Source organism: Gryllotalpicola daejeonensis (assembly GCF_039538145.1).
GTDB lineage: Bacteria > Actinomycetota > Actinomycetes > Actinomycetales > Microbacteriaceae > Gryllotalpicola > Gryllotalpicola daejeonensis.
In genome coordinates this window covers 2524998-2541371 of sequence record NZ_BAABBV010000001.1, presented here as the reverse complement: position 1 = coordinate 2541371, position 16374 = coordinate 2524998, and the positions used below count along the sequence as shown (strand labels likewise).

General features: G+C 69.7%; 16 protein-coding genes. 6 read left to right on the top strand and 10 right to left on the bottom strand.

Features of this window, described 5'->3' with window-relative positions:
• Position 1 precedes the first annotated feature (1 nt).
• Genes phnK through phnG form a run of 5 tightly spaced genes read right to left on the bottom strand, consistent with a single transcriptional unit; the run spans position 2 to position 3969 of the window.
• Complete coding sequence (gene phnK / locus ABD736_RS12330; protein WP_344792076.1) at positions 2-781, bottom strand: phosphonate C-P lyase system protein PhnK; 780 nt, start codon at positions 779-781, stop codon at positions 2-4.
• Entirely contained in the window at positions 778-1704 is a 927-nt protein-coding gene (locus ABD736_RS12325) for an alpha-D-ribose 1-methylphosphonate 5-phosphate C-P-lyase PhnJ (protein WP_344792075.1), read from the bottom strand. Before ABD736_RS12325 ends, phnK begins: the two co-directional genes overlap by 4 nt.
• Positions 1701-2822 (bottom strand): carbon-phosphorus lyase complex subunit, encoded by a 1122-nt coding sequence (locus ABD736_RS12320; protein ID WP_344792074.1) that lies wholly within the window; start codon positions 2820-2822, stop codon positions 1701-1703. Before ABD736_RS12320 ends, ABD736_RS12325 begins: the two co-directional genes overlap by 4 nt.
• A 2-nt stretch (positions 2823-2824) precedes the next feature.
• Entirely contained in the window at positions 2825-3508 is a 684-nt protein-coding gene (gene phnH, locus ABD736_RS12315; RefSeq protein WP_344792073.1) for a phosphonate C-P lyase system protein PhnH, read from the bottom strand.
• On the bottom strand, positions 3505-3969 hold the full coding sequence (phnG, locus tag ABD736_RS12310) for a phosphonate C-P lyase system protein PhnG (RefSeq protein ID WP_344792072.1): 465 nt from the start codon (positions 3967-3969) through the stop codon (positions 3505-3507). Before phnG ends, phnH begins: the two co-directional genes overlap by 4 nt.
• 155 nt (positions 3970-4124) lie before the next feature.
• Here phnG and phnF point away from each other — a divergent pair, with 155 nt between their 5' ends.
• Complete coding sequence (phnF, locus tag ABD736_RS12305; RefSeq protein ID WP_344792071.1) at positions 4125-4865, top strand: phosphonate metabolism transcriptional regulator PhnF; 741 nt, start codon at positions 4125-4127, stop codon at positions 4863-4865.
• A 192-nt stretch (positions 4866-5057) separates the two neighbouring features.
• Here the strand turns inward: phnF and ABD736_RS12300 are convergent, their stop codons facing one another.
• Positions 5058-6611 (bottom strand): amino acid permease, encoded by a 1554-nt coding sequence (locus ABD736_RS12300; RefSeq protein WP_344792069.1) that lies wholly within the window; start codon positions 6609-6611, stop codon positions 5058-5060.
• Positions 6612-6786: 175 nt separating this feature from the next.
• On the opposite strand from ABD736_RS12300, the gene ABD736_RS12295 reads away from it, so the two are divergent.
• The 5 genes from ABD736_RS12295 (at position 6787) to ABD736_RS12275 (ending at position 12018) form a co-directional block, all read left to right on the top strand.
• Positions 6787-8187, top strand: a complete 1401-nt coding sequence (locus ABD736_RS12295) for a glutamine synthetase family protein (protein ID WP_344792068.1) — start codon at positions 6787-6789, stop codon at positions 8185-8187.
• 4 nt (positions 8188-8191) lie between these two features.
• A complete protein-coding gene (locus tag ABD736_RS12290; protein ID WP_344792067.1) occupies positions 8192-8986 on the top strand; it encodes a gamma-glutamyl-gamma-aminobutyrate hydrolase family protein in 795 nt (264 codons plus the stop codon).
• A complete protein-coding gene (locus ABD736_RS12285; protein ID WP_344792066.1) occupies positions 8983-10359 on the top strand; it encodes an aldehyde dehydrogenase family protein in 1377 nt (458 codons plus the stop codon). Before ABD736_RS12290 ends, ABD736_RS12285 begins: the two co-directional genes overlap by 4 nt.
• An 85-nt stretch (positions 10360-10444) precedes the next feature.
• A complete protein-coding gene (locus ABD736_RS12280) occupies positions 10445-11233 on the top strand; it encodes a 3-oxoacyl-ACP reductase (protein WP_344792065.1) in 789 nt (262 codons plus the stop codon).
• Entirely contained in the window at positions 11230-12018 is a 789-nt protein-coding gene (locus ABD736_RS12275; RefSeq protein ID WP_344792064.1) for a FadR/GntR family transcriptional regulator, read from the top strand. The genes ABD736_RS12280 and ABD736_RS12275 overlap by 4 nt, the downstream gene beginning before the upstream one ends.
• A 184-nt stretch (positions 12019-12202) precedes the next feature.
• Here ABD736_RS12275 and ccsB read toward each other — a convergent pair whose 3' ends face one another.
• From ccsB to ABD736_RS12255, 4 genes are read right to left on the bottom strand one after another with little or no spacing between them, the layout of a single operon-like run.
• Positions 12203-13231 (bottom strand): c-type cytochrome biogenesis protein CcsB, encoded by a 1029-nt coding sequence (ccsB, locus tag ABD736_RS12270; RefSeq protein WP_344792062.1) that lies wholly within the window; start codon positions 13229-13231, stop codon positions 12203-12205.
• A 9-nt stretch (positions 13232-13240) separates the two neighbouring features.
• Positions 13241-14971, bottom strand: coding sequence for a cytochrome c biogenesis protein ResB (gene resB, locus ABD736_RS12265; RefSeq protein WP_344792061.1), 1731 nt, complete (start codon positions 14969-14971; stop codon positions 13241-13243).
• 40 nt (positions 14972-15011) lie between these two features.
• Positions 15012-15770, bottom strand: coding sequence for a cytochrome c biogenesis CcdA family protein (locus tag ABD736_RS12260; RefSeq protein ID WP_344792060.1), 759 nt, complete (start codon positions 15768-15770; stop codon positions 15012-15014).
• Positions 15767-16372 carry a TlpA family protein disulfide reductase gene (locus ABD736_RS12255; RefSeq protein ID WP_344792059.1) on the bottom strand — a complete coding sequence of 202 codons (606 nt, stop codon included), beginning with the start codon at positions 16370-16372 and terminating at the stop codon, positions 15767-15769. Before ABD736_RS12255 ends, ABD736_RS12260 begins: the two co-directional genes overlap by 4 nt.
• Positions 16373-16374: the final 2 nt, after the last annotated feature.

The window sequence follows — 16374 nt, the reverse complement described above, 5'->3', positions numbered from 1 at the left end:
GTCACCCTTGCAGAATCGAGGAAACGAGAAGTTGCGTGTAGGCGGCCTGCGGGTCATCCAGCACGCGGTCGGTGAGACCGGACTCGATGACGCGGCCGTCCTTCATGACGAGCGTGCGGTGCGAGATCAGCCGCGCGACCGCGAGGTCGTGCGTCACGATCACGACCGCGAGCCCGAGCTCGGCGACGAGCGACCGGATGAGGTCGAGCAGCCGCGCCTGCACCGAGACGTCGAGACCGCTGGTCGGCTCGTCCATGAAGACGAGGCGCGGCGAGACGACGAGGTTGCGCGCGATCTGCAGGCGCTGGCGCATGCCGCCCGAGAAGGATGCCGGGGTGTCATCGATGCGGTCGACGGGGATCTCGACGCGCTTGAGCCACTCGGCGGCCTCCGCGCGGATCTTCCCGTAGTGCCGCCAGCCGGTCGCCATCAGCGGCTCGCCGACGTTGCCACCCGCGCTCACGTGCATGCGCAGGCCGTCGGCCGCATTCTGGTGCACGAAGCCCCACTCGCTGCGCCACAGGCGGCGCACCCGCGCCTCGCTGAGCTCGGCGAGCTCGACGACCTCACCGTCGGCCAGGCGGTAGCGGATGCTGCCCTCGGTGAGGCTGAGCCGCTGCGACAGCGTGCCGAGCAGGGTCGACTTGCCGGAGCCGGACTCCCCCACGACGGCCAGCACCTCGCCCGGCCACAGGTTGAAGCTCACCTCGCGGCATCCGTAGCGGTCGCCGTACTTGTGGCCTGCGTCCCGCACCTCGAGCAGCGGCATCTCGTCGCTCATACGTGCACCTCTTCGATCTCGTCCAGCTCGTCGCTGAGTTCGTCGTTGTCGATTTCCGATTCACGGCGAGCGGATGCCGCGGCGACGGTGCGCTCGCAGTGATCGGTGTCCGAGCAGGCGTACATCACGCCGCCCGCATCGTCGGTGATGATCTCGTCGAGGTAGACCCCCGTCGACCCGCACACCGCGCACGGCTGTGAGAACTTCTGCGGCTCGAAGGGGTGGTCCTCGAAGCCGAGCGACACGACGTCGGTATAGGGCGGCACCGCATAGATGCGCTTCTCGCGGCCGGCGCCATAGAGGTGCAGCGCGGGGCTCTGGTGCAGCTTCGGGTTGTCGAAGCTCGGCGTCGGCGACGGGTCCATGAGGTAGCGGCCGTTCACGATCACCGGGTAGGCGTAGGTCGTGGCGATGTGGCCGTACTTGGCGATGTCCTCATAGAGCTTCACGTAGATCAGTCCGTAGTCCTCGAGCGCGTGCATGCGCCGCGTCTCGGTCTCGCGCGGCTCGAGGAAGCGCAGCGGCTCGGGGATCGGCACCTGATAGACCATGGTCTGCCCCTCGGTGAGCTCGGTCTCCGGAATCCGGTGGCGGGTCTGGATCACCGTCGCCTCATCGGTGCGCGTCGTCGTCTTGGCGCCGGCGACCTTCGCGAAGAAGGCGCGGATCGACACCGCGTTCGTCGTGTCGTCCGCACCCTGGTCGATGACCTTGAGGGTGTCGTCCTCGCCGATGATCGCGGCCGTGACCTGCACGCCGCCGGTGCCCCAGCCGCGCGGCATCGGCACCTCGCGCGAGGCGAACGGCACCTGGAAGCCGGGGATGGCGACCGCCTTGAGCAGCGCCCGGCGGATCATCCGCTTCGTCTGCTCGTCGAGGTAGCCGATGTTGTAGCTGGGCAGGATGCCCGCACCTGTGCTCACGCCAGTGCCTCCACTTCTTCTGAGCTCGTTCCGGCCGCGGCATCCGCCTTGGCCATGCGCTCCTTGTTGAGCCGCCGTACCAGCCCCAGCTCGGCCTGGAAGTCGACGTAGTGCGGCAGCTTCAGGTGCTCGACGAAGCCGGTGGCCTCGACGTTGTCGGCATGCATGATGACGAACTCCTCGTCCTGCGCGGGCGCGACGCGGCGCTCGCCGAACTCGTCGGCGCGCAGCGTGCGGTCGACGAGCGACATCGACATCGCCTTGCGCTCGGCACGGCCGAAGACGAGCCCGTAGCCGCGGGTGAACTGCGCCGGGGTGTCGGCGTTGCCGGTGAACTGGTTGATCATCTGGCACTCGGTGACCTCGATGCGGCCGAGCGGCACGGCGAAGCCGAGCTCGGGGGCATCGAACTCGACCTCGACCTCGCCGACACGGATCTCGCCGGCGAAGGGGTGCGTGCGCCCGAAGCCGCGCTGCGTCGAATAACCGAGCGAGAGCAGGAAGCCCTCGTCGCCGCGGGCCAGGGCCTGCAGACGCTCGGCACGGCTCATCGGGAAGACGGTCGGCTCGCGGGTGAGGTCTGCGGGCTCCGGGTCGTCGAAGTCGGCCGGGCGCTCGGGCTCCATCAGCGCCTCGACGCCGAGCAGGTCGGCCACGCGGGGCATCTCGTCTTCGTGCGCGGTCGCCGACTCATTGTCGGCGAACCCCGTCGTCGCTTCGGCGGGGTCGCTGAACAGGCGGTGCGTGTAGTCGAAGGTCGCGCCGAGCTGCTGACCGCCCGGGATGTCCTTGAAGGTCGCCGAGACGCGGCGCTGCGGCGGCAGCGCAGCGGTGTCGACCGGCTCGGTGTAGCCGAAGCGCGGCAGCGTCGTGCGGTACGAGCGCACCAGGGTGATTGCCTCGAGCGCGTCGCCCTGCGCCTGCAGGATCGCGCGGGCCGCGAGCTCGGGGTCGTAGAGCGAGCCCTCGTTCATGACGCGCGCGACGAGCACCGCGAGCTGGCCGGCGACCTGCGCGTGCTCGATGCGCGGCTGGCGCTCGTCGCCGCGCCCCGCCTTCGCGAGCAGGGCGTGGGCGTTGGCGATCGCCTTCTCGCCGCCCTTGACTGCGACATACATGGCTAGTTCTCCTTCGCGTTCGCCAGCGGGGTTGCGGATGCCTGCGCCAGCCGCGTCGTGCGGGGAAGCGCCGACAGCGCGCCTTCTTCGACGAGCAGCAGGTCGACGCCGCGCGGGAAGAGGGCCGCGTTCGCCGCCCACTGCTCGCCGAAGCCCTCGATGCCGGTCGCCCACGGGGCGTCGAACTCGACCGAGCCGTTGACGCCGGGGCCGGTCGCGGTGAATCGCGCGGCCCCGTCGTGCGTGATGCCGGCGACGTCGAGCACGAGCGTCGCCGAGAGGTGCGGCGCCTCGTCGGTGCCGAGGCGGAAGGCATCCAGCTTCGGCAGCTCTGCGGGCCGCGCGAAGGCGAAGTCGGCGAGCGCCGGCTCGTCGACCACACGCGCGCCCGTGTGGAACGCGAGCCACGCGACGGTCTCCGCGTCCGCGGCGAGCGGCGTGCTCAGCCAGACCGACGAGTCCTCATCGAGCACGGTCAGCGCGACCGCGCCCAGGCCGGGCCCGAACGCGGCGGGCGGCTGCGCGGGCCCGGCCAGCGGATACGACCGGGTGGGGTGCGCGAGCGCGTCGAGCAGCGCACGGAAGGCGGCCTGCGCCTCACGGGTCGGGTCGGCGAACCCGGGGTTCGGAATGGCGGCGCCGGAGTCGGCGAGGCGCGCGGGCGCCCGCCCTGCTGTGGTGGTCATGCGTGCTCCCGAGAGACGGTGAAGAAGTCGACGAGGGTGGCCTTGGCGTCTGCGCGCCTGGCCGCGTCGCGCTCGGCCTGCGAGCGCTCGAGAGGTGCGACGACCTCGGTCAACACACGGCCGCGCAGTTCGGCGTCGGCGAGCAGCCCGTCGAAGATGGCGGCGAGTCGAGCGTGCTCGAGGTCGGTGCCGAGCACATACGAGGTGCCGAGCACGTCGGCGCCCAGCGGCTCACCGTGCAGCCGAACGGTGGCGCGGGTCACGGTCGCCTCGCCCAGATTGAACTTCGCGCCGCCGGCGTCGATGCGACTGCGCACCATCACCAGCCCGGCCTCCGGCCCGCGGATCGCGTCGACCTCGGGCTTCGGCGTCCAATCGCTCCAGGCCGCGGCCAAGGCATCCGTCTCTGCCAGCGCCAGCGCGCGCATCCAGCGCTGCCTCTGCTGCGTCTCGTCGGTCACGAATCCTCCGTCGTCAACGTTCGCAAGTTGTCTAGTTATCTAGATAACTTCACGTTAGCCCGGGATGCCGCGTCAAGCGGTGAACGTTCGGAGAACGAACGCCAGCTCCGGTCGAACCTTGGCCATGGACCGCAGTCGATAGAGTGCGACCAGCTATGTCCACGCAGAGCAGGTCACCGAGCGGCTACTCGACCTGGCGCCTGATCGCCGAAGAGCTGCGGCGAGAGATCGCGAACGGCGCGCGCCCGGTCGGCTCGCGGCTGCCGTCGGAGCACGAGCTCGCCGAGCGCTTCGGCGTGCATCGCAATACGGTGCGCCAGGCCGTGGCCGGGCTCGTGGCCGAGGGGCTCGTCGAGTCGCGGCGCGGCAGCGGCACCTTCGTCACCCAGGGCACCGTGCTCGTGCACCGCATCGGCGCACGCACCCGCCTGACCGACAGCATCGGGCCGTCGAGCTCGGCCACGGCGCAGCTGCTCGACTGGGCGATCGAGGCGGAGCCCGAGCCGCGCGTCATCGACCGGCTGCGGCTCGACGGGCGCCCCGCGCTGCGGCTCGAGGCCGTGCGCGCGGTCGACGGGACCCCGGTGTCAAGGGCGACCTCGTGGTTCGTCGCCGACCTCGTGCCCGGGCTGCCCGAGCTCTTCGAGCGCCTCGGCACCGTGACGGGGTCACTGCGCGAGCTCGGCATCACCGACTACGTGCGCTCGTCGACCACCGTCGGCGCGCGGCACGCGACGGCCGCGGAATCCGAGGACCTCGAGCTGCCGCCGGGCGCGGTGCTGCTGGTCGTGCGCTCACTCGACACGCTGCCCGACGGCACGCCGCTCTCGTTCGGCTCGACGCGCTTCCCGGCGACGCGCGTCGAGCTCGACGTCGAGCATGCGCTGATTCCTTAGCCCAGCTTCCGTGCGAGGCACAGTTCCGTACGAGGCACAGATCCGCGCGAGACACACTTCGGCGCGCGCCGGGAGCCGTCGGTCACCGATTCGGTCGGCAAGCGACTTTCGGATGCCTCCCCGGCGGCCGCGCGACCGAATCGGTGACCTGCGGCAGCGCACCGCACCGCACAGGACCGACGACGGCCGCGGCTACTCGCCAGGGGTGGCGCCCGCCTGCTCCGCCTCGAGAACGACCTCGTGCTGCCCGGCGGCGAGGTCCTCCGCCTCGGGGTCTCCGTGGATGCCGCCGGAGAGCGCGTACTCCTCCTCCGGCGACAGGATCAGCTGCGTGCGCCCGAACACCGCGAACAGGATCAGGCCGATGACGAAGACGATCGCGATGGCGATCACCGCCGGCTCATAGGCAGGCACGAACAGCAGCGACACGAAGGCGATCAGCGCGATGATGCCGGCGTAGATCGCGCCGGCCGAGCCCCACGGGCTGCGGTACGGCCGCTTGGCGTCCGGGTGGTTGCGGCGCAGCAGCACGAACGACGTCATCTGCAGCAGGTACGAGATCACGGCACCCCAGACGGCGATGTTCAGCACGATGTTGCCGGCGTTCGTGTTGCCCGAGTACTGGGCGACGAACAGGAAGATGAAGCCGATCGCGCCGCCGACGATCAGGGCGATCCACGGCGTCTGGTTCTTCCCCGTCAGTGACAGGAACTTCGGGTAGTAGCCGGCCCGTGACAGCGAGTACATGTTGCGGCCGTACGCGTACATGATGCCCTGCAGCGAGGCGAGCAGGCCGACGAGCGCGAAGATCGCGAGGATGCCGACGATGACGGCGGCGTTGCTTCCGAAGATCTTCTGGAAGCCGTCGAGCAGCGGCTGCAGCGACGCGCCCGTTCCCGCGGCGCCGAGCACGGCCGAGTTGAGGAACAGGACGATGGCGCCGGTGACCATCAGGGTGACGAGCGCCCACAGGCCGCCGCGTGGGATGTCGCGGGTGGGGTTGTGCGACTCCTCCGCGGCAAGCGGCAGCTCTTCGATGCCGAGGTAGAACCAGATGGCGAACGGCAGCGTGGCGAGGATGCCCGAAATGCCCCCTGGCAGGAATCCGCTCGCCGCGCCCTTCGCCGGCGCCTCGAACAGCGAGCCCACGTGCACCGACCCCGTCGCCAGCGCGACGACCGCGAAGAACACGATGATCGCGATCGAGATGACCGACACGATGATCGCGAAGCGGAAGCCGACGGAGGCGCCGAGCGAGTTCAAGCCGATGAAGAGGGCATAGAGGATGACCCACCACAGCCACGGCGGCAGGGTGGCACCGGTGAGCAGCTTGAGCGCGCTGTCGGCGTACTGCGCCGAGAAGAAGACCACGACGGCTGTCGTCATGACGTACTCGATGGTCTCGGCCATGCCGGTGATGAACCCGCCCCACGGCCCCATCGAGGCGCGGGCGAACGAGTATGCGCCGCCGGTGTGCGGCATCGCCGCGCTCATCTCGCCGATCGAATAGAAGAGCCCGAAGAACATCAGGGCGACGAACACGGTGGCGACGAGCAGGCCGCCCCAGCCCGCGGTCGGGATACCGCCGTTCCACCCGCTGAAATCGCCCGAGATCACGGCCGCGACTCCGAGGCCCCAGATTCCCCAGACGCCGGCGCTGCGCCGCAGGGTGCGCTTCTCGAAATAGCTCTTGTCGACGGTGGTGTAGCTCACGCCCGAGGTCGTGACCTTTTCGGGAGAAGACATGCGCGGTCCTTTCGGGGGGAGGATGGCGAAAAGCTAGCGAAGCGAAAGGACCGCCGCCATACCTTTGGGTGTAACGAGCGTGTAAAAAGAAGCGCGTCGGTTCAGGCATCCCTCGTGCTGTAATGGTCGGCAACCGACCATTGGAGGTGCGATGACAGGAACGACGGCAGGTTCGATGACAGAGCCGAGCGGATTCCTGAGCCTCGAGCAGCTCGCCGCGTTCGCGGCCGACGGCGCGATCGACACCGTGATCATCGCCTTCACCGACATGCAGGGGCGGCTCGTCGGCAAGCGCACGAGCGCGCGCCTCTTCCTCGAGGAGTACGCGACGCACGGCGCCGAGTGCTGCAACTACCTGCTCGCCGTCGACGTCGAGATGAACACGGTCGGCGGCTACGAGATCTCGAGCTGGCAGCGCGGTTACGGCGACATGGTGATGAAGCCCGACCTCGCGACCCTGCGCGCGGCGCCGTGGCTCGTGAAGACGGCGATCGTGACGGCCGACCTCGAGTGGCCGGGCGGCGCACCGGTGGTCGAGGCGCCGCGGGCGATCCTGCAGCGTCAGCTCGACCGGCTGCACGAGCGCGGCCTCGAGGCCTTCGTCGGCACCGAGCTCGAGTTCATCGTCTTCGAGGACTCGTATCGTGAGGCGTGGAAGAAGGGCTACCGCGATCTGACGCCGGCCACCGACTACAACGTCGACTACGCGCTCGCCGCCTCGACCCGAATGGAGCCTCTGCTGCACGACATTCGCGTCGCGATGGACGGCGCGGGCATGTACTGCGAGGGCGTCAAAGGCGAGTGCAACCTCGGCCAGCAGGAGATCGCGTTCCGCTACAAGACCGCGCTCGAGACCTGCGACAACCACTCGATCTACAAGAACGGCGCGAAAGAGATCGCGGCCGCCCACGGCCAGTCGCTCACGTTCATGGCCAAGTTCAACGAGCGCGAGGGCAACAGCTGCCACATCCACCTGTCGTTGCGCGCGGCGGACGGCTCGCCGGTCTTCGCCGACGATTCCGGGGCTGGGGATGCCGCAAGCGGCGGTCACTCGCAGGGAGCCGGCCACTCGAAGCTCTTCCGGCACTTCCTCGCCGGGCAGCTCGCGGCGCTGCGCGAGCTCACGCTGTTCTACGCGCCGAACATCAACTCCTACAAGCGCTATCAGCCAGGCAGCTTCGCGCCGACCGCCGTCGCGTGGGGCCACGACAACCGCACCTGCGCGCTGCGCGTGGTCGGCCACGGGTCTTCGCTGCGGTTCGAGAACCGCACCCCCGGTGGCGACGTCAACCCGTACCTCGCGGTCGCGGCGATGATCGCGGCGGGGCTCTACGGCGTCGAGCACGAGCTGGAGCTCGAGGAGGCCTACGCGGGCAATGCCTACGACGCGGACGTGCCGCAGGTGCCCTCGACGCTGCGCGAGGCGGCGGCCCTCTTCGCCGAGTCCGAGCTCGCCCGCGAGGCGTTCGGACCGGCGGTCGTGGCGCACTACCTCAACAATGCGCGCGTCGAGCTGGCCGCGTTCGATTCCGCCGTGACGGATTGGGAGCGGGTGCGTGGCTTCGAACGACTCTGAGGCTGTGTCTTCGAATCCGGGCTGCCGCCCGGATGAGTTGGGGGCCCCCACCCCCATCATCGGCATCACCACCTACCTGCAGCGCGCCCAGACCGGGGTGTGGGACGTGCCGGCGTCCTTCCTTCCGAAGCAGTACCTCGACGGCGTGACCGACGCGGGCGGCATCGCCGTGCTGCTTCCGCCGCAGCCCGCAAGCGCTACAGATGCCGCCGAGGTGCTCTCGCGGCTCGACGGGCTCATCATCGCCGGCGGCGTCGATGTGGACCCTGCGCGCTACGGCCAGGCACCGCACGAGAAGACCGACGCGCCGCAAGAGTTGCGCGACGCCTGGGACTTCGCCTTGCTCGACGCGGCGATCACCGCCGAGGTGCCGTTCCTCGCGATCTGCCGCGGCGCCCAGGTGCTCAACGTGCTGCGCGGCGGCACCCTGCACCAGCATCTGCCCGACGTCGTCGGCTCGCCGCGGTACCAGCTCGGCGGCGGCGCATTCAACCGCGTCCCGATCGAGGTCGAGCCCGGCAGCGCTGTGGGCGAGCTCATCGGCGAGCACGCGCTCGGCAGCATGTACCACCACCAGGCGATCGACGAGGTCGGCGAGGGGCTCGTCGTCACGGCCCGCAGTGACGAGGGCGTCATCGAGGCGGTCGAGCTGCCCGAGGTGCCGTTCGGCGTCGCCGTGCAGTGGCACCCTGAAGAGGACACCGCCGACCGCCGTCTCTTCGCGGGGCTGGTCGACGCCGCGAGAACATATGCCTCGGGTCGTAAAGAGAGCGCAGTCAGAATGAAGCAGCACGCATGACAGAACTCACCCTGCTCAACCCGTCCGACGAGAGCCTGATCGCCACCATCCCGGCCGCGAGCATCGAAGAGACGGATGCCGCCGTCGCACGCGCCGTCGTCGCGCAGCGCGCCTGGGCGAGGCTCGCCCCCATCGACCGGGCGCGCGCGCTGCGGCGCTTCGCGGACGCAGTCGACGGCGCGGTCGAGGAGCTGGCCGCTCTCGAGGTGCGCAACTCCGGGCATCCGATCGGCAATGCGCGCGGCGAGGCCGCGCACGTGCGCGACGTCCTCGAGTACTACTCGGCGGCACCCGAGCGGCTCTTCGGGCGGCAGATCCCGGTCGCGGGCGGGCTCGACGTGACCTTCCATGAGCCGATCGGCGTCGTCGGGGTCATCACGCCGTGGAACTTCCCCATGACGATCGCCTCGTGGGGCTTCGCCCCCGCGCTGGCGGCCGGCAACGCCGTGGTGCTGAAGCCGGCGGAGTGGACGCCGCTGACCAGCCTGCGCCTGGCTGAGCTCGCGCTCGAGTCGGGCCTGCCCGAGGGGCTGTTCCAGGTGCTGCCGGGCGAGGGCCGCGTCGTCGGTGACCGACTGGTCGGGCATCCGGACGTGCGCAAAATCGTGTTCACCGGGTCCACCGCGACCGGCACCGCGATCATGGCGAAGGCCGCCGCCCACGTGAAGCCGGTCACCCTCGAACTCGGCGGCAAGAGCGCGAACCTCGTCTTCGCCGACAGCGACCTCGAGAAGGCGGCGGCAACCGCGCCCTACGGCGTCTTCGACAACTCGGGGCAGGACTGCTGCGCGCGCACGCGCATCCTCGTCGAGCGCTCGGCCTACGACCGCTTCATGGAGCTGCTCGAGCCCGCAGTGAAGGGCGTGAGGGTCGGCGACCCGAGCGACGCCGCGACCGAGATGGGTCCGCTCGTGAGCCGCCCGCACTTCGACAAGGTCGCCTCGTATGTGCCCGACGACGCCCCCGTCGCCTTCCGTGGCGAGGCCCCGAGCGGGCCCGGCTATTGGTTCCCGCCGACGGTGCTCACGCCGTCGTCTGCCACAGACCGCACGGTCACCGACGAGATCTTCGGACCTGTCGTCGTGGTGCTGCCGTTCGACGACGAGGCCGACGCGATCCGGATCGCCAACGACTCGCGGTACGGCCTGTCGGGCTCGATCTGGACGCGCCACCTGAGCCGCGGCATCCGGGTGTCCCGTGCGATCGAGAGTGGCACGCTCAGCGTCAACTCGCACTCGTCGGTGCGGTACACGACGCCGTTCGGCGGCTACAAGCACTCGGGGCTCGGCCGCGAGCTCGGCCCCGACGCGGCCTTCGCCTTCACCGAGACCAAGAACGTCTTCATCGCCGTATCCGACTCGGCGGTCGAGTAGGCCGCGCGGAGCCGGCCGTATCCGCCGGGTCGAGTAGCGCGCAGCGCGTATCGAGACCAAACCCCTTCCCGACCAAGGAGGCCACGTGCCCATTGACCCCATCAACCTCACCCAACGCCTCGCCGGCAAGGTCGCCGTCATCACCGGCGGCGGCAGCGGCATCGGCCTTGCAACCGCGAAGCGCTTCGCCGCGGAGGGCGCCAAGGTCGTCATCGGAGACGTCGACCAGACCGCGGGCGAGGCAGCGGCCGAGCTCATCGACGGCCTCTTCGTGAAAACCGACGTCACCGACCAGACGCAGGTCGACGCGCTGTTCGACACCGCCGCGTCGACCTACGGCTCCCTCGACATCGCATTCAACAACGCCGGCATCTCGCCGCCCGACGACGACTCGATCGAGACGACCGAGCTGCCCGCGTGGCAGAAGGTGCAAGACGTGAACCTCACGTCGGTCTATCTGTGCTCGCGCGCGGCGCTGCGGCACATGACCGCGCAGGGCAGCGGGTCGATCATCAACACCGCGTCGTTCGTGGCGGTGCTCGGCTCTGCCACCTCGCAGATCTCGTACACGGCGTCGAAGGGCGGCGTGCTCGCCATGACCCGCGAACTCGGCGTGCAGTTCGCCCGCCAGGGCATCCGCGTCAATGCGCTCTGCCCGGGCCCCGTGAACACCCCGCTGCTCAAGGAGCTGTTCGCCAAGGACCCCGAGCGCGCCCAGCGCCGCCTCGTGCACGTGCCGGTCGGCCGCTTCGCCGAGCCGGAGGAGCTCGCCGCCGCCGTCGCCTTCCTCGCGAGCGACGACGCGAGCTTCATCACCGCAAGCACGTTCCTCGTCGACGGCGGCATCTCGTCGGCCTACGTCACCCCGCTGTGACCGACGCGCTGCTGCGGCCCGTGCGAGGCGGGAACGCGTTCGAAGAGACGGTGCAGCGGCTGCTGCAGACGATCCGCCTCGGCGCGGTCGGGCCCGGCGAGCGGCTCCCGAGCGAGCGCGAACTCGCCGTGCGGCTCGGGGTCAGCCGCGACACCCTGCGCGAGGCGATCGCGGCACTTGCGGATGCCGGCTTCCTGGTGTCGCGCCGGGGACGCTACGGCGGCACGTTCGTCGCGGAGGAGCTGCCGGCGCCCGGAACGCACGAGGTGACGGCGGATGCTTCGACGAGGCTCAACACAGGTGCTTCGACGAGGCTCAACACAGGTGCTTCGACGAGACTCAACACCGGTGCTTCGCCGGCACCCCTCTCCCCCGCCGAGGTGCACGATGCACTGGCCGTTCGCGCCGTGCTCGAGACCGGCGCGGCCCGGCTCGCCGCCGGCCGTGCGCTCACAGCCGAGGAGCGCGGGCGGCTGCAGTCGGCTTTGGAAGAGAGCGCGGGCGCGGCATCCCCCGACTACCGCCGACTGGACTCTCGCCTGCACCTCACCGTCGCCGAGCTCGCGGGTGCGCCCAGCCTCGTGCCCCTCGTCGCCGATGCGCGTACCCGCATCAACGCACTGCTCGACGAGATCCCGCTGCTGGCGCGCAACATCGCGCACTCGGACGAGCAGCACCAGCGCGTGGTCGCAGCGATCCTGGCCGGCCGCGCCGACGAGGCCGCCGAGGCGATGCAGGAGCACCTCGACGGAACCGAGGCTCTGCTGACGGGGTTCCTGGCCTGACTCGTCTCAGCAGCAGACCTGAAACCGCGCCAGAAGCGCACGCGGCCACCATCGAGAAGTGCGGAAAAGGCGCCTGCGATCGACGCAGGCGCCTTTTCGGCACTTCTCGGCGCGGCGTGGTCTCCATTCGGCTTCGCCGAGTCGACCAGCGCAGGCCGAGTCGACCCGCGAGACCGGCGAAGCCCTAGTTCGTGAGACCCGAGTACGAGTGCAGGCCGTGGAAGAACACGTTCACGATGCCGAAGTTGAACATCACCGCGACGAAGCCCGCGATCGCGAGCCATGCCGAGGGGCGCCCGCGCCAGCCGCGCGTCGCCCGCGCGTGGATGTACCCGGCGTAGATCACCCAGATGATGAAGGTCCACACCTCTTTGGTGTCCCAGCCCCAGTAGCGCCCCCACGCCTTCTCGGCCCAGATGGCGCCGGCGATCAGCGTGAACGTCCAGCAGATGAAGCCGATGATGTTGACCCGGTAGCTGAGGTTCTCGAGCGTCAGCGCGTCCGGCAGCGACTTGAGGAACGGCAGCACCGGCGGCAGCGACAGCTCCTGGCGCCGTTCGCGCCACGACTGCCCGAGCTGCGCCGCGGCCAGCGCGAAGCCGAGCGCGAAGAACCCGGTGCCGAAGATCGCCACCATGATGTGGATCACAAGCCAGTACGACTGCAGCGCAGGCGGCAGCGGCACCACCGGCACGTAGTAGCGCACCTGCGCCACCATCAGCAGCACGCACACGAGACCCAGAATGAAGGTGCCGATCCACCGGATGTCCCACCGCAGGTTCGCCGCCAGGAACAGCCCGACGATCACGAGCGTGCCCGTGAGCGAGAACTCCCACATGTTCGCCCACGGCACGCGGTGCGCAGCGATGCCGCGCGTCACATCCGAGAGCAGGTGGATGACCCACGCCACGGTCGTCACGGTCATCGCGGCGCGCAGCATGCGTGAAGAACCGGGGATGCCTGCCGAGCCGGCCCGCGCCGACTCGGTCGGCCGCACGAGAGTCGCGGTGGCCGCGTTCGCCGAGCCACCGCCGGTCGCGACCGCGGCCCCGGCCTCTGCGCGCCGCTCCACGGCACTGCGCACGGTGGTGGTCGCCGAGCCCTCGGCGCTGCGCTTCGCGAGGTCGAGCGCGAACAGCGCGGTCGCGACGACATACAGCCCCATGACCACGTAGATCGCGATCTCGGAGATGGTGGAGAGGGTGTCGGTCACGTCGGTACGCTACGCCTTCGTTTCATTGAATTCGCTTGGGGTGCCCGCGCCCGCGAGCCGGGGTTCCGCGAGCTGGGACTGGTGAGCGGATGCCAGCGACTCCACCGCCTCGTCGAGCCGCGGATCCTCACCACGGGCGAGGCCGGCGTATTCGAGGGTGACCGCCCCTGAGGCATCCGTCTTCGCCTTCACCCACATGCGCCGCCGCGGCACGAACAGCGACGTGAGCAGCCCGCCCAGGATCAGGATCGCGAACACGAGAACCCAGCCCTGCGTGGGGTCGTGGTGCACGTCGAGCGAGGCGTACCGCTCGACCTTGTCGAAGGTGACGGTGCCGAGGTTGCCCGGCAGCTTCGCCGTCTCGCCGACGCCGAGGTCGAGCGCGGGCGTCTTCGCCGCGGGCCCCGCGATCTGCTTCAGATGGTCGGCGTTCAGCTCGTAGACCGACTGCGGAACGCCGTCGTCGAGCCCGAGGTTGCCCGAGAAGATGGTGAGCGACAGCCGCGGGTTATTGAGCCCCGGGTAGCTCGACGCGAGCTGGCCATTCGCGTCGCGCGCCGCGGTCGGCATGAAGACGCCCATGACACCGAGCTGCTTCGAGAGCCCGTCGGTCACCTTGACCACGCCCTGCGACAGCATGTTCGAGTTCTCGGCGAGGAATGGGGTCGGGCCGCTCGCGACCACCTTGCCCTGCGGATTCCGGAACGTCAGCACCGGCGAATAGCCATTGCCGAGCAGGTACACGCTCGTGCCGTCGATGCGCAGCGGGTGGTTGACCTTGATGTGCGCGTCGTAGCTCGACCCGTCGGCCCGCGTCGCGGTCACGCTCGCGTCATAGTCGAGCGGCTCGCCGGCCGCGCTCGTGTTCGCCTTCTCGTACTTCACGGAGAGGTCGTTGACCGTCACCGAATACGGCGGCAGGTTCTCGCCGGTCACCCAGCGCCCCGGGTTGAACGAGTCGAGGTTGACGTTCGTGTCGACGTAGGTCTGGCCGACCGTGACGATGCGCTGCGCCGTCCACCCGAAGCTGCCGCCGATGCCGACGACGATGAGGATGCCGAGCAGGGCGATGTGGAAGACGAGGTTCCCCGTCTCGCGCAGGTACCCGCGCTCGGCCGAGACCGACTTCTCGCCGCGCGGCCCGTCGAGCACGACGGTGCGGTAGCCCTGGGACTTCAGCAGCTTCTGCGCCCCGGCGACTGCGGCCGAGGCATCCGTGCCCTCTGGTGCCACCACGCTGCGGAAGCCGGCCATCCTGTTCAGCCGCACCGGCGTCTTCGGCGGCTTCGCCATCATCGCGTCGATGTGGTGCTTCACGCGCGGGATGATGCAGCCGACGAGCGAGACGAACAGCAGCAGATAGATCGCCGAGAACCACACCGAGGAATAGGTGTCGAACAACTGCAGCTTGTCGAGGATCGGGTACAGCGTCGGGTGGTCGAGCTTGTACTGCGTGACGCCGTTCGGGTCGCTCAGGTGCTGCGGCACGAGCGAGCCGGGCACCGCCGCGAGGGCGAGCATGAGCAGCAGGAACAGCGCGGTGCGCATGCTCGTGAGCTGCCGCCAGAACCAGCGCGCCCACCCGAGCGGGCCGAGTTTGAGATTCCCGACGGATGCCTCGCCGGCGCCCCGCTCGTCGCGGGTGCTGTCGTCGACCGTGTCGATGTGGTCGCTCGGCAGCAGATCGCCGCCCGCGGTGCGGTCGAACTGCGAGGTGCGGGTGCCGCGTGCGGCGGTCACGCCTTCTGTGCCGGTGCCGGCGTCGGTGTCGGTGTCGAGATCAGACTGCGGTTTCGAAATAGGGAATCACCCCCTGCAGCTGAAGCATCCAGTCGTTCCAGAGGCCGGTCACCATGAGCACGCCGATGACGATCAGCAGCCCGCCCCCGATGACGTTGACGAGGCGAATATGCCGCTTGAGGAATGCGACGGCTGACGAGGCCCAGCCGAGGCCGAGCGCGATCAGCAGGAACGGGATTCCGAGGCCCAGCGCGTAGCAGAGCGCGAGCAGAGCGCCCTGCCACGGCGACCCGCCCGAGAAGCCGATGTTGTCGATCGCGGCGATGGTCGGGCCGGTGCACGGGCTCCAGCCGATCGCGAACGCGATGCCGAGCAGCGGCGCCCCCGTGAGGCCCGAGCGCGCGCGCCACGAGGGCTTCACGATGTTCTGCAGGAACGAGAACTGCCCGATGAAGACGAGCCCGAGCAGGATCACGATCACACCGCCGATGCGCGTGATCAGCTCGCGGTAGGCGTTGAGCCACAGCCCGAGCGCCCCGAAGACGAAGCCGCCGACGACGAACACCGCCGCGAAGCCGAGGATGAACAGCAGCACGCCGAGCGCGAGGCGGCTCTGCCCGCGGCGGTCGCCGCGCGCGGCCGTCGAGCGCCCGTCGGTGTAGCCGCCGATGTAGGCGAGGTAGCCGGGCACGAGAGGCAGGATGCACGGCGACGCGAACGAGACGACCCCGGCGAGCAGCGCGATCGGAACGGCGACGACGAGCTGGCCGCTGGCGACGAGTTCGGCGAACGGGTTCACGGCTGTTCGGCCAGTGCAGAGTCGATCAGCGTCGAGACCGTCGACGGCTGGTCGTTGATGGGGCCCTCGATGCGCGCCGCGACCCGGCCCTTCCGGTCGAGCACCACGGTCGTCGGCGTCGAGTTCGGGCGGTAGGTGCCGCTGAACGCGAGCTGCACCTTCCCCCCGTCCGCATCGAGGATCGACGGATACGTCACGCCGAACGTCGAGTCGAACGACTCGGCGCTCGCCACGTCGTCGCGCGTGTTGACGCCGACGAAGTCGACGCCCTTGCCCTGGTACTGCGTCGCGAGCTTCTGCAGCTGCTTCGCCTCGAGCCGGCACGGCGGGCACTGCGCGTACCAGAAGTTCACGACCACCACGTCGCCGGCGTGGTCGGCTGATGAGAACGTGGCGCCGTCTTCGGTCTTCCCCGAGAACGTCACCGGCTCCTTGCGGTCGGCCGGCTTGATCTCGGTCACGCCGGTGCCCGAGATGTACCCCTTGTTGTCGCCGTTCTCATACTGCGACTGCAGCGCCGTCGCGGTGCAGCCCGAGAGGACGGCTGCCGCGAGGGCGGCGGAGAGAACGGATGCTGCGAGCCGCAGCCTGGAACGACGCACGG

Bases quoted from the DNA above. Each gene is read 5' to 3' on its own strand.
- phnK (WP_344792076.1), bottom strand. From the start codon at position 781: ATGAGCGACGAGATGCCGCTGCTCGAGGTGCGGGACGCAGGCCACAAG.
- ABD736_RS12320 (WP_344792074.1), bottom strand. From the start codon at position 2,822: ATGTATGTCGCAGTCAAGGGCGGCGAGAAGGCGATCGCCAACGCCCAC.
- phnH (WP_344792073.1), bottom strand. From the start codon at position 3,508: ATGACCACCACAGCAGGGCGGGCGCCCGCGCGCCTCGCCGACTCCGGC.
- phnF (WP_344792071.1), top strand. From the start codon at position 4,125: ATGTCCACGCAGAGCAGGTCACCGAGCGGCTACTCGACCTGGCGCCTG.
- ABD736_RS12300 (WP_344792069.1), bottom strand. From the start codon at position 6,611: ATGTCTTCTCCCGAAAAGGTCACGACCTCGGGCGTGAGCTACACCACC.
- ABD736_RS12295 (WP_344792068.1), top strand. From the start codon at position 6,787: ATGACAGAGCCGAGCGGATTCCTGAGCCTCGAGCAGCTCGCCGCGTTC.
- ABD736_RS12285 (WP_344792066.1), top strand. From the start codon at position 8,983: ATGACAGAACTCACCCTGCTCAACCCGTCCGACGAGAGCCTGATCGCC.